This is a genomic window from Agrobacterium sp. LEGMi-208b, assembly GCF_059511785.1.
Map to the genome: position 1 here is coordinate 1,393,694 of NZ_CM183445.1, position 25,876 is coordinate 1,419,569.

At 59.9% G+C, this 25,876-nt stretch carries 26 protein-coding genes; 16 read left to right on the forward strand and 10 right to left on the reverse strand.

Annotated features, from left to right (window positions below):
• The first annotated feature begins 119 nt into the window (after positions 1-119).
• The 7 genes from rirA to AC5YUO_RS06985 all read left to right on the forward strand — a co-directional run bounded on the left by rirA (position 120) and on the right by AC5YUO_RS06985 (position 6,390).
• Positions 120-590, forward strand: coding sequence for an iron-responsive transcriptional regulator RirA (gene rirA, locus AC5YUO_RS06955; protein WP_059759126.1), 471 nt, complete (start codon positions 120-122; stop codon positions 588-590).
• 170 nt (positions 591-760) lie between these two features.
• Positions 761-1,807, forward strand: coding sequence for an AbrB family transcriptional regulator (locus AC5YUO_RS06960; protein ID WP_496154723.1), 1,047 nt, complete (start codon positions 761-763; stop codon positions 1,805-1,807).
• 141 nt (positions 1,808-1,948) lie between these two features.
• Positions 1,949-2,860 (forward strand): glycine betaine ABC transporter substrate-binding protein OsmF, encoded by a 912-nt coding sequence (gene osmF / locus AC5YUO_RS06965; protein WP_496154724.1) that lies wholly within the window; start codon positions 1,949-1,951, stop codon positions 2,858-2,860.
• Between the two features lie 94 nt (positions 2,861-2,954).
• Positions 2,955-4,121 (forward strand): ABC transporter permease, encoded by a 1,167-nt coding sequence (locus tag AC5YUO_RS06970; RefSeq protein WP_496154725.1) that lies wholly within the window; start codon positions 2,955-2,957, stop codon positions 4,119-4,121.
• Positions 4,118-5,056, forward strand: a complete 939-nt coding sequence (locus AC5YUO_RS06975) for an ABC transporter ATP-binding protein (protein WP_496154726.1) — start codon at positions 4,118-4,120, stop codon at positions 5,054-5,056. The genes AC5YUO_RS06970 and AC5YUO_RS06975 overlap by 4 nt, the downstream gene beginning before the upstream one ends.
• On the forward strand, positions 5,053-5,793 hold the full coding sequence (locus tag AC5YUO_RS06980; protein ID WP_400815989.1) for an ABC transporter permease: 741 nt from the start codon (positions 5,053-5,055) through the stop codon (positions 5,791-5,793). Before AC5YUO_RS06975 ends, AC5YUO_RS06980 begins: the two co-directional genes overlap by 4 nt.
• A gap of 108 nt (positions 5,794-5,901) precedes the next feature.
• Positions 5,902-6,390, forward strand: a complete 489-nt coding sequence (locus AC5YUO_RS06985; protein WP_496154820.1) for a gluconokinase — start codon at positions 5,902-5,904, stop codon at positions 6,388-6,390.
• Here AC5YUO_RS06985 and AC5YUO_RS06990 read toward each other — a convergent pair.
• The 9 genes from AC5YUO_RS06990 to AC5YUO_RS07030 form a co-directional block, all read right to left on the reverse strand.
• Entirely contained in the window at positions 6,387-7,688 is a 1,302-nt protein-coding gene (locus tag AC5YUO_RS06990) for an NAD(P)/FAD-dependent oxidoreductase (protein WP_496154727.1), read from the reverse strand. The two genes, AC5YUO_RS06985 and AC5YUO_RS06990, sit on opposite strands and share 4 nt — an antisense overlap.
• A 1-nt stretch (position 7,689) precedes the next feature.
• On the reverse strand, positions 7,690-9,051 hold the full coding sequence (locus AC5YUO_RS06995; RefSeq protein WP_496154728.1) for a glutamine synthetase family protein: 1,362 nt from the start codon (positions 9,049-9,051) through the stop codon (positions 7,690-7,692).
• Between the two features lie 252 nt (positions 9,052-9,303).
• Entirely contained in the window at positions 9,304-10,551 is a 1,248-nt protein-coding gene (locus tag AC5YUO_RS07000; protein ID WP_496154729.1) for an NAD(P)/FAD-dependent oxidoreductase, read from the reverse strand.
• A gap of 102 nt (positions 10,552-10,653) precedes the next feature.
• Positions 10,654-12,282 carry an ABC transporter ATP-binding protein gene (locus tag AC5YUO_RS07005; protein ID WP_496154730.1) on the reverse strand — a complete coding sequence of 543 codons (1,629 nt, stop codon included), beginning with the start codon at positions 12,280-12,282 and terminating at the stop codon, positions 10,654-10,656.
• Complete coding sequence (locus AC5YUO_RS07010; RefSeq protein ID WP_496154731.1) at positions 12,279-12,746, reverse strand: type II toxin-antitoxin system VapC family toxin; 468 nt, start codon at positions 12,744-12,746, stop codon at positions 12,279-12,281. The genes AC5YUO_RS07005 and AC5YUO_RS07010 overlap by 4 nt, the downstream gene beginning before the upstream one ends.
• 3 nt (positions 12,747-12,749) lie before the next feature.
• The gene (locus AC5YUO_RS07015) at positions 12,750-13,016 is read right to left on the reverse strand and encodes a hypothetical protein (RefSeq protein ID WP_496154732.1); all 267 of its coding nucleotides are present in this window, start codon (positions 13,014-13,016) and stop codon (positions 12,750-12,752) included.
• Between the two features lie 63 nt (positions 13,017-13,079).
• Positions 13,080-14,225 (reverse strand): ABC transporter permease, encoded by a 1,146-nt coding sequence (locus AC5YUO_RS07020; protein ID WP_400815976.1) that lies wholly within the window; start codon positions 14,223-14,225, stop codon positions 13,080-13,082.
• The gene (locus tag AC5YUO_RS07025) at positions 14,225-15,319 is read right to left on the reverse strand and encodes a microcin C ABC transporter permease YejB (RefSeq protein WP_400815973.1); all 1,095 of its coding nucleotides are present in this window, start codon (positions 15,317-15,319) and stop codon (positions 14,225-14,227) included. Before AC5YUO_RS07025 ends, AC5YUO_RS07020 begins: the two co-directional genes overlap by 1 nt.
• A 139-nt stretch (positions 15,320-15,458) precedes the next feature.
• Complete coding sequence (locus AC5YUO_RS07030) at positions 15,459-17,303, reverse strand: extracellular solute-binding protein (RefSeq protein WP_400815970.1); 1,845 nt, start codon at positions 17,301-17,303, stop codon at positions 15,459-15,461.
• A gap of 205 nt (positions 17,304-17,508) precedes the next feature.
• Between AC5YUO_RS07030 and mepA the strand changes: the two genes are divergently transcribed.
• The 4 genes from mepA to dapB all read left to right on the forward strand — a co-directional run bounded on the left by mepA (position 17,509) and on the right by dapB (position 21,054).
• Positions 17,509-18,564: a penicillin-insensitive murein endopeptidase gene (mepA, locus tag AC5YUO_RS07035; protein ID WP_496154733.1), complete on the forward strand. Its 1,056-nt coding sequence runs from the start codon at positions 17,509-17,511 to the stop codon at positions 18,562-18,564.
• A gap of 99 nt (positions 18,565-18,663) precedes the next feature.
• Complete coding sequence (locus AC5YUO_RS07040; RefSeq protein ID WP_496154734.1) at positions 18,664-19,047, forward strand: methylglyoxal synthase; 384 nt, start codon at positions 18,664-18,666, stop codon at positions 19,045-19,047.
• 22 nt (positions 19,048-19,069) lie between these two features.
• The gene (locus tag AC5YUO_RS07045; protein ID WP_496154735.1) at positions 19,070-20,092 is read left to right on the forward strand and encodes a glucokinase; all 1,023 of its coding nucleotides are present in this window, start codon (positions 19,070-19,072) and stop codon (positions 20,090-20,092) included.
• Between the two features lie 134 nt (positions 20,093-20,226).
• Complete coding sequence (gene dapB, locus AC5YUO_RS07050; RefSeq protein WP_496154821.1) at positions 20,227-21,054, forward strand: 4-hydroxy-tetrahydrodipicolinate reductase; 828 nt, start codon at positions 20,227-20,229, stop codon at positions 21,052-21,054.
• A gap of 8 nt (positions 21,055-21,062) precedes the next feature.
• Here the strand turns inward: dapB and phnF are convergent, their stop codons facing one another.
• On the reverse strand, positions 21,063-21,800 hold the full coding sequence (phnF, locus tag AC5YUO_RS07055; RefSeq protein WP_496154736.1) for a phosphonate metabolism transcriptional regulator PhnF: 738 nt from the start codon (positions 21,798-21,800) through the stop codon (positions 21,063-21,065).
• Between the two features lie 82 nt (positions 21,801-21,882).
• On the opposite strand from phnF, the gene phnG reads away from it, so the two are divergent.
• The 5 genes from phnG (at position 21,883) to phnK (ending at position 25,872) form a co-directional block, all read left to right on the forward strand.
• Complete coding sequence (gene phnG, locus AC5YUO_RS07060) at positions 21,883-22,344, forward strand: phosphonate C-P lyase system protein PhnG (RefSeq protein ID WP_400815958.1); 462 nt, start codon at positions 21,883-21,885, stop codon at positions 22,342-22,344.
• Positions 22,344-22,952 (forward strand): phosphonate C-P lyase system protein PhnH, encoded by a 609-nt coding sequence (gene phnH / locus AC5YUO_RS07065; RefSeq protein ID WP_496154737.1) that lies wholly within the window; start codon positions 22,344-22,346, stop codon positions 22,950-22,952. The genes phnG and phnH overlap by 1 nt, the downstream gene beginning before the upstream one ends.
• Before the next feature lies 1 nt (position 22,953).
• The gene (locus AC5YUO_RS07070; RefSeq protein WP_496154738.1) at positions 22,954-24,063 is read left to right on the forward strand and encodes a carbon-phosphorus lyase complex subunit; all 1,110 of its coding nucleotides are present in this window, start codon (positions 22,954-22,956) and stop codon (positions 24,061-24,063) included.
• 133 nt (positions 24,064-24,196) lie between these two features.
• Positions 24,197-25,099 carry an alpha-D-ribose 1-methylphosphonate 5-phosphate C-P-lyase PhnJ gene (locus tag AC5YUO_RS07075; RefSeq protein ID WP_496154739.1) on the forward strand — a complete coding sequence of 301 codons (903 nt, stop codon included), beginning with the start codon at positions 24,197-24,199 and terminating at the stop codon, positions 25,097-25,099.
• The gene (phnK, locus tag AC5YUO_RS07080; RefSeq protein ID WP_004439249.1) at positions 25,096-25,872 is read left to right on the forward strand and encodes a phosphonate C-P lyase system protein PhnK; all 777 of its coding nucleotides are present in this window, start codon (positions 25,096-25,098) and stop codon (positions 25,870-25,872) included. Before AC5YUO_RS07075 ends, phnK begins: the two co-directional genes overlap by 4 nt.
• Positions 25,873-25,876 lie beyond the last annotated feature (4 nt).

Genomic DNA, 25,876 nt, shown 5'->3' on the forward strand with positions numbered 1-25,876 from the left:
GGACGGTCAACAAGGCTGCTTGAGAAATATCGGATGGGTGCCAGTTTTTTCAGTTTCTGGAATTGTTCTAAACTGAAAAAGAGACTATATAACTCCACATTGAGAGTTAGGAGACCAGCATGCGCTTGACCAAACAGACCAACTATGCCGTTCGCATGTTGATGTATTGCGCCGCCAATGAAGGCCATCTGAGCCGCATTCCTGAGATCGCCAAAGCCTATGGCGTTTCGGAGCTGTTCCTGTTCAAAATTCTGCAGCCGCTCAACAAGGCAGGCCTTGTAGAAACGGTGCGTGGCCGCAACGGTGGCGTGCGTCTTGGCAAACCCGCCGAAAAGATCAGCCTGTTCGACGTGGTGAAGGTGACTGAAGACAGCTTCGCCATGGCCGAATGCTTCGAGGATGGCGCTGTGGAATGTCCGCTTGTGGACAGCTGCGGCCTCAACTCGGCGCTTCGCAAGGCGCTCAATGCCTTTTTCGACGTTCTGGCGGAATATTCGATCGACGATCTCGTCAAGGCGCGGCCGCAGATCAACTTCCTGCTGGGCCTCGATACCGAAATGCCGAAGATCGCTGCCCTTCCGGCTGCCTGAGCATCCCGTTGCCCTGTCGGCAATTGCCATAGCCCGTGTCCGTGAGGTCACGGGCTTTTCTTTTATCGAAGATGCAGGAAATATAATATTTTTGATCCTGCGTGTTGACGTCGCGAATGGAAGCGGCGCATTTGGTCGCGAGCTTTTTCAAGCAACCAATCAGCGTCGCAATGATCATCAAGCCTGAATTCCATACATTTGCTCTTACCGCGCTCATCGGCAGCATAGGGGCGCTGCTCGCCAGCCTCATCGATATTCCGGCGCCTTTTCTTTCCGGCCCGGCGCTCGCCGTGACGATGACGGGGCTGGCCGGCATAAGGCTTGGCGTTCCCGCCTTCATCCGCAATGCCTGTTTCGTCGTCGTCGGCATTTCGATGGGAACGAGCGTGACACCCTCCGTGATCGACGCCGCAAAGACCTGGCCCCTGAGCTTCGTCGTTGTGCTCGTCGCTGTCGTCATCATGCTCTATGTCGCCTACTGGATCCTGCATTACGGCTTCGGTTACGATCGGACAACGGCGATGCTTGGCGCCTCTCCCGGTCATCTCAGCTATATCATCAGCCTTGGCGCCGAGACGAAAAGCGACCTTGCGACCGTCAGCATCGTGCAGAGCGTGCGGGTGCTGGCGCTCACACTTTCCGTGCCGCTGATCGTCGAATATTTCGATCTCGTCAGCACGGAACCGCTTGTGGCCAACCCGCCAATGGGCCTGTTCGCGCTGGCGCTGACCATCGGCGCATCGCTTCTGACCGGCTGGCTTTTCCTGCGCTGGAAGTTTCCGGCCGCGCTACTGCTTGGCGGCGTCGCCATTTCCATCGGCACCCACATTACCGGTCTTACCGAAGGCGGCGTTCCCACCTGGCTCAGCCTGCCCGTCTATGTGCTGATCGGCTGTCTTATCGGCACACGTTTTTCGAATGTCTCACTGATGGATGTGCGGAAAGGCTTTCTGGCGGGCCTCGTCGTCACCATCGCCGTGATGCTGATTGCCGGCAGCATTGCCTGGATGATATCAGGCGTGACCGGCGTGCCGCTCAATGCCGTCATGATCGCCTATTCGCCGGGCGGCCTGGAAACCATGGCGGCGATGGCGGTGATGATGCATGCCGATACGGCCTATGTCGGCTCCCACCACGTCATCAGGCTCTTGTTTCTTTCCGTTCTCATGCCGCTCGTCATGGGCAAGGATGCACGCAAGCGCGACGGCGAAACCTGACCATCGGCGTGTAACCGGCGCCATCAGCGCGAAAATGCAGATGACCTGCAACCATTTTTCCTCACGGCCGTTTATATTCCGCCGCAATTGCGGCGGCGATCTTTCGCCTGTTCGGCAGGCTGACCCACCGGAGGAACATTCATGAACCGCTTGATGACGTTGACGGGCGCCGGACTTGCGCTTGCCCTTTCTGTTTCCATCGCTCAGGCGCAGGTGGTCGTGGCGTCGAAGATCGACACGGAAGGCGGCGTTCTCGGCAACATCATCCTCGCCGTCCTCAACCAGAACAAGATCGAAACGACGGATCGCATCCAGCTCGGTGCGACACCGGTTGTCCGGAAGGCGATCACCGCGGGCGAGATCGACATCTATCCGGAATATACCGGCAACGCCGCGTTCTTTTTCTCCAAGGCGGACGAGCCGCTCTGGAAAGATGCAGCCAAGGGCTATGAAGAAGCCAAAACACTCGACTTCGACGCCAACAAGATCGTCTGGCTGACACCATCGCCGGCCAACAACACCTGGGCAATTGCCCTGCGCAAGGATGTCGCCGACAAGAACAATCTGAAGACGCTTTCCGATTTCGGCAAATATGTTGCCGATGGTGGTGAGGTGGTCCTTGCCGCCTCCTCCGAATTCGTCAACTCCGCCGCTGCGCTCCCTGCATTTCAGACAACCTATGGCTTCACCATGAAACCTGACCAGCTGATCACGCTTTCCGGCGGCGACACCGCGGCCACGATCGCCGCCGCCGCCAACCAGACGAACAATGCCAATGCAGCCATGGTCTATGGCACGGATGGCGGCATCGCCCCTTCCGGTCTTGTGGTTCTTGAAGACGACAAACATGTGCAGCCGGTCTATCAACCAGCGCCGATCATTCGCGAAGAGGTTCTGAAAAAGCATCCGAATATCGAAGAGTTGCTGAAACCCGTATTCGAGAAGCTCGATCTGGCAACCCTGCAGGAGCTGAATGCCCGCGTGCAGGTAGGCGGCGAACAGGCGAAGACCGTAGCCATCGACTTCCTGACAAAGAACGGCTTCGTCAAGTAACCGCTCGCGGCGCCGGCGCGGGGTGCGGTAACGGGTGCGTTCCCATGATCCCGCCTTAACCAAAGTTCATGGCCAGGGCACAGGGGAACAGGATTTGACGAAATGGCCTGACAAGGTGGGCGTGCTGATTTCGTGCCTGCTTCTTTATGCGCTTTTTGCATCGCCATTCATGACGTTTCGCGCCAACCGGATCGTTCAGGGGGAAACACGGACAATCTTCGAGGCGCTCCCACCGGCGGCCGCGATAATCCTTGCGGTCATCATTCTTCTCTCGGCCTTCATTGCCTTTTTCCGCTTTCCCGCTCGACTGAAACTTGCAGTCGCGCTGGTCGGTCTTGCGGCTCTGGCGGTTTTCGTCGGGCAGGCGGCTTCTTTCCTCACGCCGGAGGGTAACAGTTTTGCCCGCGTTTCGCCTGCCAGCGGCTTTTGGCTGATATTCGCTGGCCTGGCTCTGCTCACCACGGATTGTATTGCCCGTCTCCAGCCGAAACCCACCATCCGGATTTTGCTGTTGCTGATGGCGATGGCTGCGCTTGCGGCAGTGCTGACAAGCGGTCTCTGGAACGATCTCTCCATCATCAAGGAATATACCGGCCGGGCCGATATTTTCTGGACCGAGGCCCTGCGGCACGTGGAGCTAGCCATTGGCTCGCTCATCGCGGCAACCGTCGTGGGCATTCCGCTGGGCATCCTCTGTTACAAGGTCGAGCGGCTACGAGCGGGGGTACTGAACAGTCTCAATATCGTCCAGACGATTCCCTCCATCGCTCTTTTCGGCCTGCTGATCGCGCCGCTCGGCTGGATCGCAGCCACTGTGCCGGGCGCAGCGAAAATCGGCATTGCCGGCATCGGCATGGCACCCGCCTTCGTGGCGCTGTTTCTCTATTCGCTGTTGCCGGTGGTTTCCAACACGGTGGTCGGCCTTTCCGGCGTTTCGCAGGCTGTCCGGGAAGCGGCGCGCGGGCTGGGCATGACGCCGGTACAACGGCTGTTGCAGGTGGAGTTTCCGCTGGCCATGCCGGTCATCCTCACCGGCATCCGCATCGTGCTGGTGCAGAACATAGGGCTGGCGACGATCGCCGCCCTGATCGGCGGCGGTGGCTTCGGCGTTTTCGTGTTTCAGGGCATCGGGCAGACGGCGATGGATCTTGTGCTGCTTGGCACCGTGCCGACGGTTCTTCTCGGCTTTGCCGCCGCGATAACACTCGACGCTCTCATAGACAGCAATCTCTTCAGCGCAGGCGGAAGGCAAAAGGCATGATCGAGATCGACACCATCACGAAACGATATGGCGATACGACCGTGGTGGATCAGGTATCGCTAACGGTAGCGCCGCGCACCGTCACCGTCATCGTCGGCACGTCCGGGTCGGGAAAAACCACCTTGCTGCGCATGATCAACCGGCTGGTGGAGCCGACCTCCGGCACGATCCGGATCGACGGAGAGGATGTCAGCGCGATACCCGGCTTCAAGCTGCGCCGTCAGATCGGTTACGCCATTCAGGGCCATGGCCTGTTTCCGCACCGGACGGTGGCCGAAAATATTGCGACCGTTCCCCAGCTGATCGGCTGGGATCGCAAGCGCATTGAGGCGAAGATCGACGCGCTGATGCAGCTCTTCCAGCTTGACCCCGCGCTTTATGCTGACCGTTTCCCGCATGAGCTGTCCGGTGGCCAGCAGCAGCGTGTCGGCGTAGCGCGTGCGCTCGCCGCCGAGCCGAACATTCTCCTGATGGACGAGCCTTTCGGCGCGCTGGACCCGGTGATCCGCGCCAAGGCCCAGAATGATCTTCTCGATATCCAGAAAAAACTCGGCGTGACGGTCGTTCTCGTGACACACGATATGGACGAGGCTTTCCGTCTGGCGGATCGTATCGCCGTGATGGACAGGGGCCGCATCGTGCAGGACTGCCCGCCAGCCGAACTGGTGCTGAAACCGGCGACGGATTTCGTGTGCACCATGATCGGCGAAAACGAACGTGCACTGAAACTGCTTTCTGTTCTCTCCGTTGCCGATATCGTGGAGCCGGGGAACGCCGAAGGCGAGCCGCTCAGCGAGCATACAAGCCAGCGCGACGCCCTGTCGGCGATGTTATGGGCGGGCTGCGATGCCTTGCCGGTGGTCAAAGACAATGGGCAACCCGCCGGCCGGGTGCGGCGCGATGTTCTCCTCCAGCGTGCCACTGGCACCCCATGAAAAACGCCTCGTCCTTCTTTGCCCTCGGTTTCCTGACGCTGGCGCTGCTCATCTTCCTTGCCGTGCCGCAGGTCTTTGCGCCGGTGTTCCGCCCTCTTGTGCAGGCCAATGCGCCGGCGATCTACACGCAGGCCAATCTATTTTCCCTGACGCTGTCGCATCTTGCCACCGTTGCGATAGCGACCGGGCTGGCCACGCTCACGGCGGGCGCGCTCGCGGTTCTCGTCACCCGGCCATTCGGGGCGGATTTCCTGCCGCTCTCGCGCAGCATCGTCAATATCGGCCAGACCTTTCCGCCGGTGGCGGTGCTGGCGCTGGCCGTTCCGATGATCGGTTTTGGTGAAAAACCGACGCTTATCGCGCTGTTTCTCTATGCACTGCTGCCGGTTTTCGAAAACACACTGACGGGCCTGACCACCCTGCCGACCACGGTGATGGATGCCGCCAGAGGCAGCGGCATGACCGGCTGGCAACGCCTTGTCAAAGTAGAATTGCCGCTTGCCCTTCCGGCCATTCTCGCCGGCATCCGGCTTTCTGCGGTCATCAGCCTTTCCACCGCGACCATCGGCTCGACAGTCGCGGCGCGCACCCTCGGCGAAGTGATCATCGCCGGCCTGCAATCCAACAATCTCGCCTTCATTCTGCAGGGTGGGCTGATCGTTGCGGCCCTGGCGATCCTGATCCATACCGGCTTCTCCGCTCTGGAAAAGGCGGCGGCGCGCAAAACCGGGCACTGACAGGGGCAAGCACCGCATTTTTATATTCCCGATACCTGCCACACATGGTAGGGCCTGACCGTCGAAACAGAAATATCAGAGGTTCGGGTGACACAGGCAATTGTCGTGATGGGAGTGAGCGGCTCCGGCAAGTCCACGGTCGCGGAGGAGCTGGCGGAGAAACTGGGAATTGCCTTCATAGAGGGCGACAAGCTTCACCCGAAATCCAATGTCGATAAAATGTCCGAGGGCATTCCGCTGACGGACGAAGACCGCTGGCCCTGGCTCGATCTGATCGGCGCGGAACTGCGCAAGGGCAGCGAAAACAACGGTGTCGTGGTTTCCTGCTCGGCGCTTAAGAAGATCTATCGCGACCGGCTGCGCAAGGCCACCGGCGGCCCGCTGGCTTTCGTTTATCTGGATGGCAGCCTGGAACTTCTCAGCCGGCGCATGGGCGAACGCAAGGGCCATTTCATGCCGCTTTCGCTGCTTCAGACCCAGCTTGCCACGCTGGAAGTACCAACCGGCGAGCCGGGCGTCGTGACCGTCAGCATCGATGCCACGCCGGAGGAGATTGCGAAGAACGCGCTTTCCGGCTTGAAGACGGTGGCGTTCTAAAATCCGAGCCTGTCCCGCATGCCGTACCACCATGCGCCGAGCACGGTCAGCGGCACGCGGAAGGTCTTGCCGCCCGGGAACGGATAGTTCGGCAGCGAACTCCAGATATCGAAACGTTCGGCGTGGCCGGCAACGGCCTCGCCCAGTATCTTGCCGAGCAGATGCGTGGTGGTGACGCCATGGCCGCTGTCGCCATGCGAAAAATAGACATTGTCCGACAGCCGGCCCATATGCGGGATGCGCGTCAGGGTCAGCGCAAAATTGCCGCTCCAGGCGAAATCGATCTTGGTCTTTTCCAGCTGCGGAAAGGTCTTCAGCATGTTCGGCCGGATCACACCCGTCAGGTCAGCGGGATCGCTGCCACCATAACCGATGCCGCCACCATAAAGCAGGCGGTTGTCCGACGTGCGGCGGTAATAATCGAGAATGTAGTTGGCATCCTCAACACAATAATCGGCCGGCAGAAGGGCCTCGATCAGGTCGGCATCGAGCGGCTCCGTCGCCATGACCTGGCTTGAGACCGGCATCATCCTGTCACCGATTTCCGGCAACAGCTTGCCGAGATAGGCGTTGCCGCAGACGAGGACATATTTCGCCTTCACGCTACTTGTCGCGGTGCGCACGACGGGGTTTTCGCCCTGCTCTACGGAAATGACGCGCGAATTTTCAAATATGCGCGCACCGAGGCTTTCGGCCGCCGCCGCTTCGCCCTGCACCAGATTGAGCGGGTGGATATGGCCGCCGAACCGGTCGATCATGCCGCCGGCATAACGGTCGGTCTTCACATACTGGGCGACATCTGCCTTCGAGACCATTTCGAGCCCGCCATGGCCGTGTTTCTCCCAATGGGCCTTATGGGTCTCCATCTCGCGGATCTGTTTCGGCGTGAAGGCGGCGAAAAAACCGCCATCGACGAGATCGCAATCGATGGCGTATTTCGAGATACGCTCGCGGATGATCGCGCCGCCTTCAAGCGACATTTCGCCGAGTTTTACCGCCTTGTCATGCCCATAGCGGCCAGCGATGGTTTCGAGATCGCGGCTATAACCGTTGACGATCTGGCCGCCATTGCGACCCGAAGCGCCGAAGCCGACTCGGACGCCTTCCAAAACGATGACGGAATAACCGCGCTCGCTGAGTTCCAGCGCGGCGGAAATGCCAGTGAAGCCGCCACCGATGATGCAGACATCGGCGTCCAGCGCGCCTTCAAGCGTCGGCCGCACGGTTTTGACATTGGCGGAGGCCGCATACCATGACGATGTGTGGCCGGGATTGGGAATGTTCGTTACCTCAGCCATCTCACACCGTCCTGATATAGGCGTCATATTCGACGTCGGTTACACGCAGGGAAAATTCGGAAAGCTCCTGCTGTTTGCAGGCGGAAAACAACGTGCGGTACTTCTGGCCGAGCGTCGCATAGGCAAAGCTCGATCGCGTGAAGCGCTGCAGCGCATAATCCCAGTTGGTGGGCAGCGGTTCGTGATTGATCGCGTGGCTGTCGCCGGCAATCGCACCGCCGGGCTGGCGCTTCTCCTTCATGCCGGCCAATGCGGCGCTCAGGATCATCGCAACAACGAGATAGGGATTGGTATCGGCGCCCGCGACCCGATGTTCGATACGCGTCGCCGCCTTGCTGGCGACGATGACACGCACCGCCGCCGAGCGGTTGTCGATGCCCCAGGAGGCATAGGTCGGCGCATGTTCGCTGGGTGTCAGGCGGCGATAGGAATTGGCATGGGGGGCGAAGATCGCCATGCTTTCCCCCATGTTTTCCAAGAGACCGCCAACCGAATGCATCAACGCATCCGATGGGCCGTCCTCCCCCGCGTAGATATTCCTGCCGTCCCTGTCGAGAACGGAAAAATGCACATGCATGCCGTTGCCGGCCTGCAGGCCGTAAGGCTTGGCCATGAAGGTAGCGTCGAGCTCATGCCGCCGCGCCACGCCCTTGACGATACGTTTCAGGAAAACGGCGAAATCGGCGGCCTGCAGGGCATCCGGCACATGGTTGAGGTTGATCTCATATTGGCCGGGCCCGTTTTCCCGCAGCGTCGTATCGGCAAGCACGCCCTGGGCGCGGCAGGCTGTCGAGATATCGTGGAAAACATCCTCGAAATCCTGCAATTCGGAAATCGACAGAACCTGTGTCTGGCCCGTATGCCACCGGCCCTCACGGCTATGCGGCGGACGGACGGGATCGAGCGCGGAGCGCACGGGATCGATCAGGTAAAATTCGAGTTCGGTGGCCACGACCGGCGTGAGGCCAGCCTTTTTATAGGCGTTCAGAACCTGCGCCAGAACATGGCGCGGATCGCCATAAAAGCCTGTCCCATCCGGGTTTTTCATCGCCAGCAGAACCTGTGCCGTCGGGCGGCCAAGCCATGTCACGCGCGACAACGTGCCGGGAACGGGGAAACAAAAGCCATCCGGATCGCCCGTGCCTTCCGCAAGGCCCGCGGCATGCACATCCCGGCCCCAGATATCCAGCGCATAGACCGAACGGGGAATGGCCATCCCCTTTTCCAGCACGTCGATTGCCCGTTCGCGCGGAATCCATTTGCCGCGCGGCACGCCGTTTGCGTCTATGACGAAAGCTTCAAGAATTTCGATATCGGGGTTATCGGCGAAAAATTTCTTTGCTTTTTCAATATCATCCATCATGCACCAGCAAGCCGTTTCATCTCGTTTCATGCGCAGCGAGTTTCGCTAACGAAAGTCGTCCTGCTGCTGATAGATGAGAAACCTCGCCACCATGATGACGTTTGCCCCTTTTCCCCTTTAGATCATCACATGATCTAAATTATATGGTTAGAATGGGATTTCAGGCGAAAACCGCTCACACTTTTCGCCATCCCGCTCCAGCATGTGACCATGTTACGTGGCCTGTCACAGGAAGGCCAGCGGATTTAGCTATCAGGGATTGAACCTTTCCGGACGATAGGCATCGATGGCGATAACCGGCGTTTCTCCCAGCATGGTTTCCGCCAGCACACGGCCGGTGATCGGCCCAAGTGTAAGGCCGTGATGGGCGTGTCCGAAAGCAAACCACAATGTTTTATGACGCGGCGCTTTGCCAATGATCGGCATCATATCCGGCGTGCAGGGCCGCGCACCCATCCAGGGTTCCGCATCCAGCCGGCCACCAAGAGGAAAGATGGTGCGCGCCACACGCTCCGCCCGTTCGATCTGCACCGGAGATTTTGGCGCATCGCGTTCGGCAAATTCCGCCCCCGTCGTCAGGCGGATGCCCTTGCGCATCGGCGCCAGAAAATAACCGCGTTCGGCATCGATCAGCCAGTTGTTGAGCTTCGTACCCTCCTGCGGCGCATAATGCATGTGATAGCCCCGCTTCACACCAAGCGGGAAGCGGTAACCCAGCCGTTCCGTGACGGTATCGGCCCAGGGGCCAAGCGCCACGACGGCTTGTTCGGCCTCGACCGCGCCGGTTTCGGTGCGTACCGTCCAGCCGGTCACCGTCTGGCTGATGGTGGATGCATCCCCCCGGACCAAGCTTCCGCCAAGGCTCTCGAACAGCCGGACATAAGCGAGCGTCAGCGCATGCGGATCGCGCACCGACCAGGGATCGTTCCATTTCAGGCCGCCGACGAAATCATGGCTCAGATGCGGCTCGGCTGCGGCAAGCTCGTCAGCATCGAGCTTCGTATGGGAAATGCCGTGGTCGCGCGCCAGACGCTCGGCGAAAGCAAAATCGGCGTCCCGCCTTGCAGCGGTCCTGTAGGCCTGCATCCAGCCGTTCTTGACGATCAGATCGCCGGCTTTTGCCTCCTCGATCAGGATGTTGTGTTCCGAAACCGAATGCTCGATCAGCGGTGCATACACGCGGGCAATTGCCGCGTGGCGCGTGGCTGCGGAATTATACCAGTAGCGGCCGAGAAAGGGCGCGATCTTCGGCAAAGCGGAGAGATGATAGCGGGCATCGATGCTGTTGTTCAGGGAATAGCGCAGCAGCAAAGCGATATCCTGCGGGAAGGCATAAGGCACCACGCCTTCTCTCTGGATCAGGCCGGCATTGCCGAAAGAGGTCTCCTCGCCCGGTCCGCGCCGGTCGACCAGCACCACCGATTTACCCCTGCGGGCCAGTTGCAAGGCGACGGAGACCCCGATAATCCCCGCTCCCAAAACAATCACATCCGCTGCCATGGCAATCAATCCGTTTCCGCGTCACATGCCCCCGCAACATGGGTCGGCATTTTCCGCGAAGCAACAGAAAAATCATTGCCTTAACAGAAACAGCAATGCAGCCTACTGGCTGACCGCTTTCGTCTTCACCGCCTCGATGTTGAAGGCGGCCGCCAGCAGCGCCTTGGTATAGTCCTGCTGCGGATCGGCGAAGATTTCCGCCGCCGGGCCGCTCTCCACCACCTTGCCGTGACGCATGACGATCAGATCGTTGGCAAGCGCCTTCACCACCTTCAGATCGTGGCTGATGAAGAGATAAGCGAGTTCATGCTTGGCCTGGAGATCGCGTAGCAAGTCCACCACCTGCGCCTGCACGCTCATGTCGAGTGCGGATGTCGGCTCGTCCAGCATGACGAAACGGGGTTTAAGCACCATGGCGCGGGCAATGGCGATGCGCTGGCGCTGGCCGCCGGAAAATTCATGCGGATACCGCCAGCGGGTGGCCGGATCGAGGCCGACCTCTTCCAGCGCGGTGGCGACACGCGTATCGCGCTCGTCGGCGGACAGCGACCGCTCATGCACCTTCAGGCCTTCGGCGACGATTTCGCCAACCGACATGCGCGGGCTGAGTGATCCATAGGGATCCTGAAACACCACCTGCAGCCAGTTTCTGAGCGGCTTCATCATTTCATAGGAATAGTGGTCGATCGATTGGCCGATAAAACTAATACGCCCTTGTGAGGCAATCAACCGCGAGAGCGCCAGGCCGAGCGTCGTCTTGCCGGAGCCGGATTCGCCCACCACGCCGACCGTCTGGCCGGCACGCAGGGTAATATCGATACCGTCCACCGCCTTCACATGATCGACCACCCGGCGCATCAGCCCCGCCTTGATGGGGAACCAGACCTTGATATCGTCGCCCTGCATGACCACCGGTTTGGTCGCGTCGGAATGCGGCGGTTCGCCTTTCGGCTCTGCCGCCAGAAGGTGGCGCGTATAGGCGTGTTGCGGATCGTTGAACACCTGCTCCACAGTGCCGGTCTCGACGATCTTGCCCTTGGTCATGACACAGACGCGATCAGCGAATTTGCGCACGATGCCGAGATCGTGGGTAATGAACAGCATGGACATGCCGTGCTGTCTTTTCAGATCGCCAAGCAGCTCGAGAATCTGCGCCTGGACCGTCACGTCGAGCGCCGTCGTCGGCTCATCGGCGATCAGCAGTTTCGGCCGGTTGGCAAGCGCCATGGCGATCATCACGCGCTGCCGCTGGCCGCCGGACAATTCGTGCGGATAGGCCTTCAGGCGCTTTTTCGGTTCACGGATACCAACCTGCAGCAGCAGTTCCAGCGTGCGCGCCCGCGCCTCCGCCCCGGTGATTGCCTGATGCAGCTCCAGAATCTCGCCGATCTGCCGCTCGATGGTGTGAAGCGGGTTGAGCGAGGTCATCGGCTCTTGGAAAATCATGGTGACGTCATTGCCGCGGACCGCACGCAGGGAACGTTCCGGCAAAGTCAGCATGTCCTTGCCATCGAACAGGATTTTCCCGGAAGGATGGCTTGCTGCCGGATAGGGCAGCAATTTGAGGATGGAATTCGCCGTGACCGATTTGCCGGAACCGGATTCCCCGACGAGGGCGACGACCTCACCCGGCATCAGATCGAAGGAGACATGATCGACAGCAACACTGGTTGCGCCGCCCTGATGGAAAGCAACGGAGAGGTCGCGGACGGAGAGAAGCGGCTTTGTCATGCATCGAGGCTTTCGAGAAGCTGGGAGAGATTTGTTTCGTCGGGTTGGATGAAAAGCGTCTTTTCCGCAAGCGCTTTCCCGGCGGCAAGGAGGTGGTTGTCTTCGCTCAGAAAATGTGTGCAGTCTGAACCGATAGAAGCAGCGACATGGATCGCATCGGGAAGTTTCATCCGATTGATACCGGCTCGAAATCGCGCCGCCTCCACCAATGTCGACCGGGTTACGGGCAACACGTCAAGCCAGACATTTCTGTCAGAGACAACTCCCTGATAATCTTGGGAAAGCACTTCATTCCGATCACGCAACGGAATGACCAGCAATTCCGATAATGTCAGTTCACTTGTGCAGAAAACCTGCGTGGCGCTCGCAGCGAATGCGTTCAGGAAATCACGCAAGCGATCGCTTGAAGCATCCCTGCGTTCGAAAGCCGCTATGAAAATATTCGTGTCCAGATAAATCCGCAAACCTCAGTCGTCCCATTCATCACGCAAAGCACGGATCCTCGCAACGGCCTCTTCGGAACTCACCGATGGTCGCGCCAGCGCATGATAGGCACGGATCATTTCCAGGGTATCGGCAATCGTCATTTTTCCACCGCCGGATAGAGGCTCGGCGGAGGCCGGCACCGGCTCTTCCTCAATGACGACACGCACGGTCGCACGCGCGCTGAAACCCTGCCGAAGGTCGGCAGGCAATTTCTCGACAGGATAATGGTCACGTATGATCTTGTTCAAGACAAACTCCACAAATATCCGGCAAGGGCATCATGGCACAACAATAGCGAAAAACGAACTGATCTACCGGAACGTCTTGCGTGGATCGAAGGCGTCGCGCACCGCCTCGCCCACGAAGATCAATAGCGACAGCATGATGGACATGGTGAAGAAGGCGGTAAGACCGAGCCAGGGAGCCTGAAGGTTGTTCTTGCCCTGCGCGATCATCTCACCCAGCGACGGCGATCCCGGCGGCATGCCGAAACCGAGGAAATCGAGCGAGGTGAGTGTCGTGATCGAACCGGAGAGGATGAAAGGCAGGAAGGTCAGCGTCGCCACCATGGCATTGGGCAGAAGATGCCGGAACATGATTGTCCAGTTGCCGACACCGAGTGCGCGGGCGGCGCGGACATATTCGAAATTTCTCGCCCGCAGGAATTCGGCACGCACGATGCCAACGAAGCCGACCCATGAAAAGAGCAGCATGATGCCGAGCAGCACAAAGAAGCCCGGCGGCAGGATGGCCGCGATAATGAGCAGGATATAGAGCACCGGCATTGACGACCAGATTTCGATGAAACGCTGTAACAGAAGGTCCGTCCAGCCGCCGAAATAACCCTGTATCGCACCGGCCGTGACGCCGACGAGAGCCGACGCGATGGTCAGCGTCAGACCGAAAAGCACCGAGATGCGGAAACCATAGATCATACGCGCCGTGACGTCGCGGGCCTGATTGTCGGTTCCGAGCCAATTCAGATTGCCAAGGGTGCAGCCGGGATCGGCATCGCCCTGCGGGTAGGCCGAGCAGCGATCCTTTTTGTCCATCAGCCAGAAGGGCGCAGTGGGCGCCGAATGGGGAATATTGGAATTGACCGTCTGATAGGAATAGCGGATCGGCGGCCAGATCATCCAGCCATTGGCGTTGATCTCATCCTGAATGAAGGAGGATTTGTAGTCGGTCTGGGCCAGGAAGCCACCGAATTTCTCCTCAGGATAATCCACCATGACCGGCACCAGAATCTCACCCTTGTAAGAAGCGAGAATGGGTTTGTCATTGGCGATGAATTCCGCGATCAGGCTCAGGAAAAACAGGATCAGGAACAGCCAGAAGGACCAGTAACCGCGCCGGTTTGCCTTGAAATTCTGCCAGCGACGCTTGGTTGTCGGCGAGAACCACGGGCGCTTGGGCTTTACCAGCGTTTCGGTTTCGGCGGTACGGGCAAGCGTCATCACACGTCCCTCCGCTCGAAATCGATGCGCGGATCGATCCATGTATAGATCAGGTCGGAAATCAGGCCGACCACGAGGCCCATCAGCGAGAAGATGAAGAGCGTGCCGAAGACGATCGGGTAATCGCGGTTGACGACCGAGAGATAACCGAGGCGACCGAGGCCATCGAGCGAAAAGATATTCTCGATCAGCAACGATCCGGTAAAGAAGGCCGAGATGAAGGCGCCCGGAAAACCGGCGATCACGATCAGCATCGCATTCCGGAAGACATGGCCATAAAGAACCCTGCGTTCGGTGAGACCCTTGGCGCGGGCGGTGATGACATATTGCTTCTTGATCTCGTCGATGAAGGAGTTCTTGGTCAGCAGCGTCGTCGTCGCGAAGGCCGAGAGCGACAGCGCGATCAGCGGCAGGGTCAGGTGCCAGAAATAGTCGATGATCTTCTGCCACCAGGTGAGCTGGTCGAAATTATCCGACACAAGGCCGCGCAGCGGGAACCAGTCGAAGAAGGATCCGCCGGCGAAGAGGACGATGAGCAGGATGCCGAACAGGAAGCTCGGCACGGCATAACCGATGATGATGATGCCCGACGTCCAGACATCGAAGGTCGAGCCATCGGACACGGCCTTCTTGATGCCGAGCGGAATGGAGATGATATAGGAAATGATCAGAATCCAGAAGCCGAGCGAGGCAGAGACCGGCAGCTTGTCGATGATGAGATCGATCACCGAAGAGTTGCGGAAGAAGCTGTCACCGAAATCGAAGCGGATATAATTCCACATCATTTCGAGAAAACGGGTGAGCGGCGGCTTGTCGAAACCGAACTGTTTTTCGAGCTTCGCGATCAGTTCCGGATCGAGACCCTGCGCGCCGCGATATTTCGAACCGCTGTCATCGAAACCGCCGGACTGGCCCATGAGATCGCCGCCACCCGAAAGCCGGTCGGAGGCGCTGTCGCCCTGCCCCGTCAATTGCGCGACGACCTGTTCCACCGGCCCGCCCGGTGCGAACTGGATGACGAGAAACGAAATGCCCATAATGCCGACGATGGTTGGGATCATCAGCGCCAGACGTCTGAGGATATAGGCGCCCATCAGCCTCTGCTCCCGGCCGATACGTCAGCGGTTTTCGTTTCTGTCAAACCCGGTCCTTTCCTGAAAGCGCTGCCTGCGCTCTGAGCGATTCGTCTCGCCCTATGTGAATCAAGCCTTCGCCGCGAAAGCAAGGCCGGCGTCAGTTTCCGGCCTGGCTGGACCACCATGCATCTGGAAAACCGACGCCATATTGAGGCAGGTTTTCCGGACGAATGAGCGTGTTCCAATAGGCGATGAACATCTCACCGCGATAGAATTGCGGGATGACATAGCTGTTTGCCAAAAGCACCCGGTCGAGAGCACGGGCCGCCGCCACCTGCTCATCCCGGTTCGGTGCAAATATGACCTTCCTGACCAAGGCATCAACGGCCGGATTCTTGATTCCGGCAATATTATTGGAACCCTGCCGGTCGGCGGCGGCCGAGCCCCAGAAATCCGCCTGTTCGTTTCCGGGGTTCGCCGAGGTCGCCCAGAGCTTGACGATCACGTCATAATCGAAGCTGCGGGTGCGGTTGGTATATTGCGATGCGTCAACGGTACGGATGGTGGCGTTGATGCCGATCTTCTTCAGATTCTGGACATAGGGCAGGATGGTTCTTTCCATGCCGGCGGAATCGATCAGAAACTCCATATCGAGAGGCTGTCCCGTTGCCGCATTGACCATTCGGTTGCCACGCAGCTCGTATCCCGCCTCCTTCATCAGCTTGACCGCTTCCCGCAGATTGTCGCGCTGCTTGGTGGGATCGCCGGCCACCGGGTTACGATATTCTGTCGTGAAGACTTCCGGCGGGACCTGATCCTTCAGCTCCTGAAGAATTTCCAGCTCGCGACCGGTCGGCAGCCCGGAAGAGGCCAGTTCGCTGCCCATGAAGAAGCTGTTGATGCGCTGGAACTGGCCGTAAGCCAAGGTGCGGTTCAGCTCCTCGAAATCGAAAGCGTAATTGAGCGCCCTGCGCAGTTTCGGGTTCTGGAACTTCTCCCGGCGCATGTTCGGCACGAAGGCCTGCATGATGCCGACGGAGCGATAGATGTTCGGCAATTCCTCCTTCTTGACGCGGCCTTCCTTGACGGCCGGAAAATCATAACCCGTGACCCAGCGGCTGGAGGAGGCTTCCTGGCGGAAATCGACGGTGCCGGATTTGAAGGCCTGGAATTCCACATCCTGATCGGCAAAGAAGGTATAGGCGATGGTTTTGAAATTGTTCATCCCCACATTCACATTGATGTCCTTGCCCCAATAGTCGTCGCGGCGTTCATAGGTGATTGTCGAGCCGGGAGAGACTGACGCAATCTTGTAGGGGCCGGAACCCATGACCGGTTCCAGCGTGCCGCGCGATATGTCGCGCGGCTTGCCATCCGGGCCGGCGGCTTCCCACCAGTGCTTGGGAACGATCAGCAATTGCCCGACGATCTGCGGCAATTCACGATTGTTCTTTTCATCGAAAGTGAAGGTAATGTCCCTTTCGCCGCTCACCTCCGCCTTGGTCACATGGGTGTAATAGGTCGCAAGCTGCGGGCTCAGATCCTTCGCCTTTTCGAAGCTGAAGACGACGTCTTCAGGCGTCACCGGCTTGCCGTCGGCGAATTTGGCCTCCGCCCGCAGCCGGAAAGTAGCTTTGGAAATATCGTCGGGATAGCTCACGCCCTCTGCCAGCAAGCCGTAGGAGGCCGACAGCTCTTCTTCCGTCGATTTCATCAGCGTATCGAAAACCAGCGAAAGGCCCGTCGCCGCCTCACCCTTGGCGAGCAGCGGATTGAGCGTGTCGAAGGTGCCAGCCGTCGACAGGCGAAGGGTGCCGCCTTTCGGCGCCTTGGTGTTCACATAGTCGAAATGATCGAAGCCATCGGGATGTTTCAGCTCCCCAACCGTTGAAATCCCCTTTCGCCATACATCGGCCGATTGTGCGGAGACGGCCGCCGGTATCAGCAGGGCAGATGCCGCAAGAGCAATGAGGAGACGGGATTTCAGTGGTGCCAATATCATTGGGGGAATGTCCCTGTTTTCGTGTTTGTTGGAGAGAGCATAAAACAAAGATTGGCAAAAAACAGATGCGTCGACTCACAAGCTCTTTATCGGCGCCTTTATCCTTCCGCTTTGCAAGATGCGGGGCGAAACATGGTTTCAACAAATTCCCGTTCCAGTTTATCTTAAGGGGAAGAGAATCATTTGATCGGACGGGCACGACTATATGACGGCGGGATCATCGAGAGTTTTCAAGGCGGCCATGTTGGCGATTTCGGTCGTCTCCGCGCTGCAGTTACAGATGGAAACCGCATCGGCCGAGGACAGGCCGGCGAAAGAAGTGTTCGGGCACATGGCCCTGCCTTCCGCTACCGGCTCGCAGCCGATCGGCTCCTATGCCAAGGGCTGCCAGTCCGGTGCCATCGCCATGCCGACTGATGGTCCCGGCTGGCAGGCCATGCGCCTTTCGCGCAACCGGCGCTGGGGTCAGCCGCAGATGATTTCCTTCCTCGAGCAATTTTCGCAGGACGCCCAGAAGATCGGCTGGCCGGGCCTGTTGCTCGGCGATATTTCCCAGCCGCGCGGCGGGCCGATGTTGACAGGCCATGCGTCGCACCAGATCGGTCTCGATGTCGACATCTGGTGGCGGCCGATGCCGACCCCGCGGCTGAGCGCGGAGCAGCGCGAAACGGTGCCTTTCATCTCGATGCTGGACAAGAGCAAGTTCCTGACGGTCGATGACCGCAAATGGTCGCCACTGAATGCCCGACTGGTGATGATGGCGGCAAGCTACCCGCAGGTGGAGCGGGTCTTCGTCAACCCGGCGATCAAGCAGAAGCTCTGCCAGACATGGACTGGCGACCGTACCTTCATGGGCAAGATCAGGCCGATCTATGGTCATGACGAACATTTCCACATCCGTCTCGAATGCCCGCCTGGCGCTCCCAACTGCAAACCGCAGGCGGCCGTTGGCAAGGGCGATGGCTGCGACAAGTCGCTGGCCTGGTGGTTCTCCAAGGAGCCGTGGGCGCCACCGAAAAAGGATCCCAATGCCAAACCGGTGAAACCGCGTCCGGTCATGGTTTCCGACCTGCCCTCGGCCTGCGCCACCGTGGCCGCCGCCCCTTCCGCCAATCCTGAAGGAATTGCAGCCCAGGCATATTCGCCCGCGTCTGCACAGGCCGTGCGGCAACAGAGCGTGGAACAGGTCATCCAGAATGCGCCTGCCATTCAGCCGCCATCCGATATTCCGCTTCCGGCCCAGCGTCCGACATTGAACTGAAACAGAAATGAGGCATTCAACGGCTTCCCTTTTCAAATGGCGGCAAGCTGTTATAGAAGGCTTCAAATCGATTTAATTCTTTGAGGACAGGCTGGGATCATGGAAGGGCAACGCTGTATCGCGCTCATCGCTCACGACGAGAAGAAGGACGATATGGCGGATTTCGCCCGTCACCATCAAAAGGCGCTTACCGCTTTCAGGATCGTCGCCACCGGCACCACCGGCGGACGCGTGCAGGAAGCCTGCCCGGGACTTGAGGTCATCCGCCTCAAGAGCGGCCCCCTCGGCGGCGATCAGCAGATCGGCGCGATGATCGCCACCGGCGAAGTGGACATGCTGATCTTTTTCACCGATCCGCTGACGGCCATGCCGCACGATGTGGATGTGAAGGCGCTGACCCGGCTTGCCACGGTCTATGACATTCCCATGGCGCTCAATCGCGCCACCGCAGAAAACCTCATCGACTTCCACCTCGCCAACTGACCCTCCCACCATGGAACAGGCAATGCCGAAGACGTCCGATACCGAATATCTGTCCTTTCCGATCCTTCTTGGCGACATCGGCGGCACTAATGCCCGCTTTTCCATTCTGATCGATTCCTTTGCGGAACCGGCCCACCTCACCACCGTGAAGACGGCGGAATATCCGACGATCGATGACGCCATCCAGCAGGCGGTTCTGGACAAGACCTCGCTTCAGCCGGTCTCGACCATTCTTGCGATTGCGGGCCCGATCGAGGGCGACGAGATTCCGCTCACCAATTGCCACTGGGTCGTCAAGCCGAAGGACATGCTCGCCAATCTCGGCCTGAAGGACGTCATCGTCATCAATGATTTCGAGGCGCAGGCTCTGGCGATTGCGGCCCTTGACGACGATAACCGCGACGCCATCGGCTCCGGCAAAAAAGACGTGCTGGCGTCGAGGGTCGTTCTTGGACCGGGCACGGGGCTTGGCGTTGCAGGGCTGGTCTATGCCCGCCACATGTGGTTCCCGGTGCCGGGCGAAGGTGGACATATCGATATCGGCCCCAGAAGCGCGCGTGACTATGCGGTTTTCCCGCATATCGAAACCATCGAAGGCCGCGTCGCGGGCGAACAAATCCTGTGCGGGCGCGGGCTGGTCAATCTTTACCGCGCCGTCTGCAAGGCCGACGGCATTGACGCCGTCTTCTCCGATCCGGCCGATATCACCTCGCAGGGGCTTTCCGGCCAGAACGCGCAGGCGAAAGAAACGCTCTCGCTGTTCAGCACCTATCTCGGCCGTGTGGCGGGCGACCTTGCGCTGATCTTCATGGCCAAGGGCGGCGTTTATCTCGCCGGCGGCATTTCGCAGAAGATCGTTCCGGCGCTGAAGAGCCCGGAATTCCGGGCCGCTTTCGAGGATAAGGCACCACACAGCGCCCTGATGCGGACCATTCCGACATTCGTCGTCACCCATCCGCAGGCGGCCCTTTCCGGTCTTGCCACCTATGCCAGAACGCCTTCGGATTTCGGCCTGTCGCTGGACGGCCGGCGCTGGAGAGCCTGACCGGTTTTGAAGGACCACCCTTCATATGTGATGCTTGCGAAGCGGGCGGGCGGCCTTTAACGTCGCTACAGCAAACATCAAATATCCGATACCGGCGGGTTCCGATCCGCCCGACATGAAAAGTGAGTGACAGCATGGGCGGCAGCGGGATGAAACTGGTGGTGGTCGGCGCGGCGGGCCGCATGGGACAGGCGCTGATCCGCCTCATTCACCAGACGCCCGGCGTTCAGCTGCATGCCGCCGTGGCGCGTGAAGGTTCGGCTTTTGTCGGCCGTGATGCCGGTGAGATCGCCGGTCTCGGCCCCATCGGCGTCGAAATCACCAGCGATCCCTTGCAGGCATTTCTGCATGCCGAAGGGGTGATCGATTTCACCTCACCGGCAACCAGCGTCACCTTTGCCGGCCTTGCCGCGCAGGCCCGCATCGTGCACGTCATCGGCACGACCGGCTGTTCGCCGCAAGATGAGGAAAAATTCAAGGCGGCTTCGCGCCATGCCCGCATCGTCAAGTCGGGCAATATGAGCCTTGGGGTCAACCTGCTCAGCGTTCTCACCCAGCAGGCGGCACAGGCGCTCGATGCGCAGAACTGGGATATCGAAATTCTGGAAATGCACCACAAACACAAGGTGGACGCGCCCTCGGGCACGGCGCTGCTGCTGGGCGAAGCGGCCGCCGCCGGCCGCAAGGTCGATCTCACCGCCTCCTCCGTGCGCGTGCGCGACGGACATACGGGCGCGCGTGAGGCCGGCACCATCGGTTTTGCCACGCTGCGCGGCGGCTCGGTCATCGGCGAACATTCGGTGATCTTCGCCGGCGAAGGTGAGCGCGTCGAGCTTTCCCATTATGCCGGCGACCGCTCCATCTTCGCACGCGGCGCAATCACCGCAGCCATGTGGGCTTTCGACAAGAAGCCCGGCTTCTACTCCATGCTGGATGTGCTCGGACTTTCGCAGCCGGAGTAAGCCGTACTCTAATTCTCCACCGTGAATTCGACCGTGTCGGCCGAGAAACGGCTGACGGCATATTGCACCGGCACGCCGTCCATATCCGCATTCAACGCCTGGGTGACAAGCAGGATGGCCCCCGGCGATAGTTCGAGATCGGCGAGATCCTGCGTATCCGCGTGGATAGCGGAAATGACGGTGGAAATGCGCACATAATCTGCCACGCCAAGCATCTTGAAAGCGGCCGTGATCGAGCCGCTTTTCTGATAGGCCTCGCCTATTCCGGCAAAACGATCCGCCGGGAACCATGTGGTCGAACGGGATACAGGGCGAGTGTCCGCCTTGCGCAGGGTTTCCAGGCGGATGAGCGGCGCACCGGCCGTCAGTTGCAGCCGCGCTGCCAGATCAGCACTGGCCGGTTCGGTCGTGTGGGAAAGAAGCAGCGCCTCCATTTCCTTCACCTGATCGCCGATGCCTGCCGTGAAGCGCGTGCGTAGCGAAATCGGAAAGCTCAGACGCTCCTTGCGGGCGATCATCGTGCCGCGCCCCTGCATCGGCTCGAGAATGCCTTCGCTCGCCAGTGCGGCGATCGCACTTCTGACGGTATGGCGGTTGACGCCGAATTTTTCAGCCAGCGTCATCTCCGGCGGCAACATGCCGGTTTCGTCGTGATCGCCTGCCGCGATCTCGCCTCTGATCCGGTCGGCGATCTGCCGCCAGAGTGCCACGCCGTTCTTTCTTTTCATCGCTGCTGCAGGGCTCATGTCACACGCTTGTCATTCATCGACGTTAATTGTAGCTTATATTGTATAGTTGTCTATATCAATAGACATTAGAGGTCAAGCGATGAATAACGAAGCTGCGAATATACATGCGGAAAGGAAGCGGGTGGCGGCGCTTCTTGCCCGCGCCACCGTTCAGGAACTTGAAACGGTCTGGAGCCGGCAGGATGCCAGCCCGCAGACGGAAAACGTGCGGGGGCCGGAAACCGGCCTCGTCATGGTCAAGGGTCGTATCGGCGGCGGCGGTGCGCCTTTTAATCTCGGCGAGACCACAGTCACCCGCGCGACCGTCAAGCTGGCCTCGGGAACCGTCGGCCATGCGCATGTTCTCGGCACCGGCCGCAAGAAGGCCTGGTACGCCGCCGTTTTCGACGCACTCTGGCAGGAAAGCCCGACCCGGGACTTCATCGAGACCGAGCTTCTTTCACCGGTCGAAAAGAGACTGAGCGAAGAGAAGGACCGGAAAACAAAGGAAACCGCAGCCACGCGGGTCGATTTCTTCACCATGGTTCGAGGAGAGGATTGATGGGCGTGAAAGCCGAAGCATTGACGGGTGGCTTTTCCAGCGCCGTCTTCGATTCCCAGCGTATTTTCAAGAAGCTGATGGACGGCATGGCCCGTCCCGGCACGCCGCAGACAATCGAAACGGCGATCGCCCCGCCGCTGCCGCTTGCCGCCGCCACCGGTGCGGTTCTGCTGGCGCTCTGCGACCACGATACACCGGTCTGGCTGAGCGGCGCATTGCGCAAGACCGCGGTGCCGGGCTGGATCGGATTTCACACCGGCGCACCGGCGACGGAAGAAAAAGCGGCCGCGCATTTCGCCGTCATCGAAGCGGGCAGCGCCATCGCGTCCTTCGGCCTCTTCGCCCAGGGCAGCCAGGAATATCCCGACCGCTCCACGACCCTCATCATCGAATTGTCCGATCTGGACGGTGGTCGGGAATTGCTGCTCTCCGGCCCCGGCATCCGCCACGTCAACGTCATCAGCCCTTCCGGCCTGCCGGATATATTCCCGAGGCTTTGGGCGGAGAACAACGCCATCTTCCCGCGTGGCGTCGATGTCATCCTGACGGCTGGCGATAAATTCGTCTGCCTGCCGCGCACGACGCGCATCAAACCCGTGGAGGCATAAGATGTATGTTGCTGTCAAAGGCGGGGAGACCGCCATCGCCAACGCCCACCGGCTGCTAGCCGACCAGCGGCGCGGAGACCGCGACCTGCCCGCCATGAGCGTGGCGCAGATCGTTTCGCAACTGTCTCTCGCCGTCGACCGGGTGATGGCGGAAGCCTCACTCTACGATCAGTCGCTTGCAGCCCTTGCCGTCAAGCAGGCGCGCGGCGACATGATCGAAGCCATCTTCCTGCTGCGCGCCTATCGCACCACGCTGCCGCGCTTTGGTTATTCGGTTCCGGTGGATACCGCCGACATGGCGGTGCAGCGGCGTGTTTCCGCCACCTACAAGGATCTGCCCGGCGGGCAATTGCTGGGGCCGACCTTCGACTACACCCATCGGCTGCTTGATCCCTCCCTCCTCGAAGACGAGGCCGTCGAAACCGCTACCCAGCGCGAAGGCGAGCCGGAATATGTCATGCGCGTTTCCGATATCCTCGCCCAGGAGGGGCTTATCGAAAGCGACGGCGATATGGCGGATGACCATATTGCCGGCGACCTGACACGGGAACCGATGGAGTTTCCGATGCCGCGCGACCTGCGCCTGCAATCGCTGGCGCGTGGTGATGAGGGTTTTCTTCTGGCGCTCGCCTATTCGACCCAGCGCGGGTACGGCCGCACCCACCCCTTCGTCGGTGAAATCCGCATCGGTGAGGTGGAAGTCGAGCTTGAGGTGCCGGAACTCGGCTTTTCCGTCTCGCTCGGCGATATCAAGGTCACCGAATGCCAGATGGTCAACCAGTTCAAGGGTTCGGCCAAGGCACCGCCGCAATTCACCCGCGGTTACGGTCTGGTTTTTGGCCAGAGCGAACGCAAGGCGATGGCCATGTCTCTGGTCGACCGGGCGCTACGCGCCAGCGAATTCGGCGAGGATGTCGTCGCCCCCGCTCAGGACGAGGAATTCGTCATCTCACATGCCGACAATGTGCAGGCGACGGGTTTCGTCGAGCATCTGAAACTGCCGCACTACGTGGATTTCCAGGCCGAACTCGGTCTGGTGCGAAAGATGCGCGCCGATTTCGAGGCGATCAATGCCAATGGCGCGGAGTGGATGAGCGATGCGGCCGAATAGCTCAGCGGCCGTGCTGCTCGCCAAACCAGTAGGCGCAAAAGACGGTCGATGCTGCAAAGACAGCAAAGAACACGGCTGCAAGAATTCCAATCTCCATGAGCTTGTACTCCTTTTTTCACAAGGCTAACGCGCAATGCTTAAAGAAGTTTCATTTGACGACGGGCTGGCTGCCTACAACTTCGCCTATCTGGACGAACAGACCAAGCGGATGATCCGCCGGGCGATCCTGAAAGCCATCGCCATTCCCGGTTACCAGGTCCCTTTCGCTTCCCGTGAAATGCCCATGCCCTATGGCTGGGGCACCGGTGGCGTGCAGTTGACCGCCTCCATCCTCGGTCCCGACGATGTGCTGAAGGTCATCGACCAGGGCGCCGACGACACGACCAACGCGGTTTCCATCCGCGCCTTTTTTCAGAAGGTGGCCGATGTTGCGGTTACCACCCGCACGAAGGATGCAACGATCATCCAGACACGGCACCGTATTCCGGAAGAGGAGCTGCATTCGGGCCAGGTGCTCGTTTATCAGGTTCCCATCCCCGAACCCTTACGCTTCCTCGAGCCTCGCGAGACCGAGACCCGTGTCATGCATGCGCTGGAAGAATATGGCCTGATGCACGTCAAGCTTTATGAGGACATCGCCCGCAACGGCCGCATCTCCACCACCTATGCCTATCCGGTGAAGGTCGCCGGGCGCTACGTGATGGACCCCTCGCCGACACCAAAGTTCGACAATCCGAAAATGCATCTCTCGGACGCCCTGCAGCTGTTTGGCGCCGGGCGCGAGAAGCGCATTTACGCCGTGCCGCCCTATACCGACGTCGTCAGCCTCGACTTCGAAGATCATCCCTTCGAAATCCAGCGCTTCGACAAGCCCTGCGCGCTCTGCGGCGGGGAGAATGTCTATCTCGACGAGGTGGTGCTGGATGACAAGGGCGGACGCATGTTCGTCTGCTCCGATACCGACCATTGCGAAGACCGCCGTGCCCATGGCCACAAGGGCCACCTGCTGGCGGATGTGAAGGAGGCCGCAGAATGAGCGACGCACCGCTTCTGAAAGTCCGGGACGTTTCCAAATATTACGGCGACCGCGCCGGTTGCCGCAACGTCTCCTTCGAGCTTTATCCGGGCGAGGTGCTGGCAATCGTCGGCGAATCCGGCTCCGGCAAGACGACGCTGCTCAACTGCATTTCCACCCGGCTGATGCCCACCGCCGGCAGCGTGGAATATCGCATGCGTGACGGCTCCATGCGTGATCTCTACCATATGGGCGAGGCCGAGCGGCGTTTCCTGATGCGCACCGACTGGGGGTTCGTGCACCAGAACCCGGCGGATGGACTGCGCATGGCGGTATCTGCCGGCGCCAATGTCGGCGAGCGGCTGATGGCCGTGGGTAACCGGCATTACGGCAATATCCGTCAATCGGCCAGCGAATGGCTGGAGCGGGTGGAAATCGGCACCGACCGTATCGACGACCAGCCGCGCGCCTTTTCCGGCGGCATGCGCCAGCGCCTGCAGATTGCCCGCAACCTCGTCACCTCGCCGCGCCTCGTTTTCATGGACGAGCCGACCGGCGGCCTCGATGTCTCGGTGCAGGCGCGCCTGCTCGATCTCGTACGCGGTCTCGTCAACGATCTCGGTCTTGCGGTCGTCGTCGTCACCCATGATCTCGCGGTGGCGCGACTGCTTTCCCACCGGATGATGGTGATGAAGGGCGGCGACGTCATCGAACATGGCCTGACCGACCGGGTGCTGGACGATCCGCGCGAGCCCTACACGCAATTGCTTGTTTCCTCCATCTTGCAGGTTTGATGCC

Excerpts from the sequence above, each read along its gene's own strand:
- rirA (WP_059759126.1), top strand. The coding sequence starts at position 120 with ATGCGCTTGACCAAACAGACCAACTATGCCGTTCGCATGTTGATGTAT.
- AC5YUO_RS06960 (WP_496154723.1), top strand. The coding sequence starts at position 761 with ATGATCATCAAGCCTGAATTCCATACATTTGCTCTTACCGCGCTCATC.
- osmF (WP_496154724.1), top strand. The coding sequence starts at position 1,949 with ATGAACCGCTTGATGACGTTGACGGGCGCCGGACTTGCGCTTGCCCTT.
- AC5YUO_RS06975 (WP_496154726.1), top strand. The coding sequence starts at position 4,118 with ATGATCGAGATCGACACCATCACGAAACGATATGGCGATACGACCGTG.
- AC5YUO_RS06980 (WP_400815989.1), top strand. The coding sequence starts at position 5,053 with ATGAAAAACGCCTCGTCCTTCTTTGCCCTCGGTTTCCTGACGCTGGCG.
- AC5YUO_RS06985 (WP_496154820.1), top strand. The coding sequence starts at position 5,902 with ATGGGAGTGAGCGGCTCCGGCAAGTCCACGGTCGCGGAGGAGCTGGCG.
- AC5YUO_RS06990 (WP_496154727.1), bottom strand. The coding sequence starts at position 7,688 with ATGGCTGAGGTAACGAACATTCCCAATCCCGGCCACACATCGTCATGG.
- AC5YUO_RS06995 (WP_496154728.1), bottom strand. The coding sequence starts at position 9,051 with ATGATGGATGATATTGAAAAAGCAAAGAAATTTTTCGCCGATAACCCC.
- AC5YUO_RS07000 (WP_496154729.1), bottom strand. The coding sequence starts at position 10,551 with ATGGCAGCGGATGTGATTGTTTTGGGAGCGGGGATTATCGGGGTCTCC.
- AC5YUO_RS07005 (WP_496154730.1), bottom strand. The coding sequence starts at position 12,282 with ATGACAAAGCCGCTTCTCTCCGTCCGCGACCTCTCCGTTGCTTTCCAT.
- AC5YUO_RS07020 (WP_400815976.1), bottom strand. The coding sequence starts at position 14,225 with ATGACGCTTGCCCGTACCGCCGAAACCGAAACGCTGGTAAAGCCCAAG.
- AC5YUO_RS07025 (WP_400815973.1), bottom strand. The coding sequence starts at position 15,319 with ATGGGCGCCTATATCCTCAGACGTCTGGCGCTGATGATCCCAACCATC.
- AC5YUO_RS07030 (WP_400815970.1), bottom strand. The coding sequence starts at position 17,303 with ATGATATTGGCACCACTGAAATCCCGTCTCCTCATTGCTCTTGCGGCA.
- mepA (WP_496154733.1), top strand. The coding sequence starts at position 17,509 with ATGACGGCGGGATCATCGAGAGTTTTCAAGGCGGCCATGTTGGCGATT.
- AC5YUO_RS07040 (WP_496154734.1), top strand. The coding sequence starts at position 18,664 with ATGGAAGGGCAACGCTGTATCGCGCTCATCGCTCACGACGAGAAGAAG.
- AC5YUO_RS07045 (WP_496154735.1), top strand. The coding sequence starts at position 19,070 with ATGCCGAAGACGTCCGATACCGAATATCTGTCCTTTCCGATCCTTCTT.
- dapB (WP_496154821.1), top strand. The coding sequence starts at position 20,227 with ATGGGCGGCAGCGGGATGAAACTGGTGGTGGTCGGCGCGGCGGGCCGC.
- phnF (WP_496154736.1), bottom strand. The coding sequence starts at position 21,800 with ATGAGCCCTGCAGCAGCGATGAAAAGAAAGAACGGCGTGGCACTCTGG.
- phnG (WP_400815958.1), top strand. The coding sequence starts at position 21,883 with ATGAATAACGAAGCTGCGAATATACATGCGGAAAGGAAGCGGGTGGCG.
- phnH (WP_496154737.1), top strand. The coding sequence starts at position 22,344 with ATGGGCGTGAAAGCCGAAGCATTGACGGGTGGCTTTTCCAGCGCCGTC.
- AC5YUO_RS07070 (WP_496154738.1), top strand. The coding sequence starts at position 22,954 with ATGTATGTTGCTGTCAAAGGCGGGGAGACCGCCATCGCCAACGCCCAC.
- AC5YUO_RS07075 (WP_496154739.1), top strand. The coding sequence starts at position 24,197 with ATGCTTAAAGAAGTTTCATTTGACGACGGGCTGGCTGCCTACAACTTC.
- phnK (WP_004439249.1), top strand. The coding sequence starts at position 25,096 with ATGAGCGACGCACCGCTTCTGAAAGTCCGGGACGTTTCCAAATATTAC.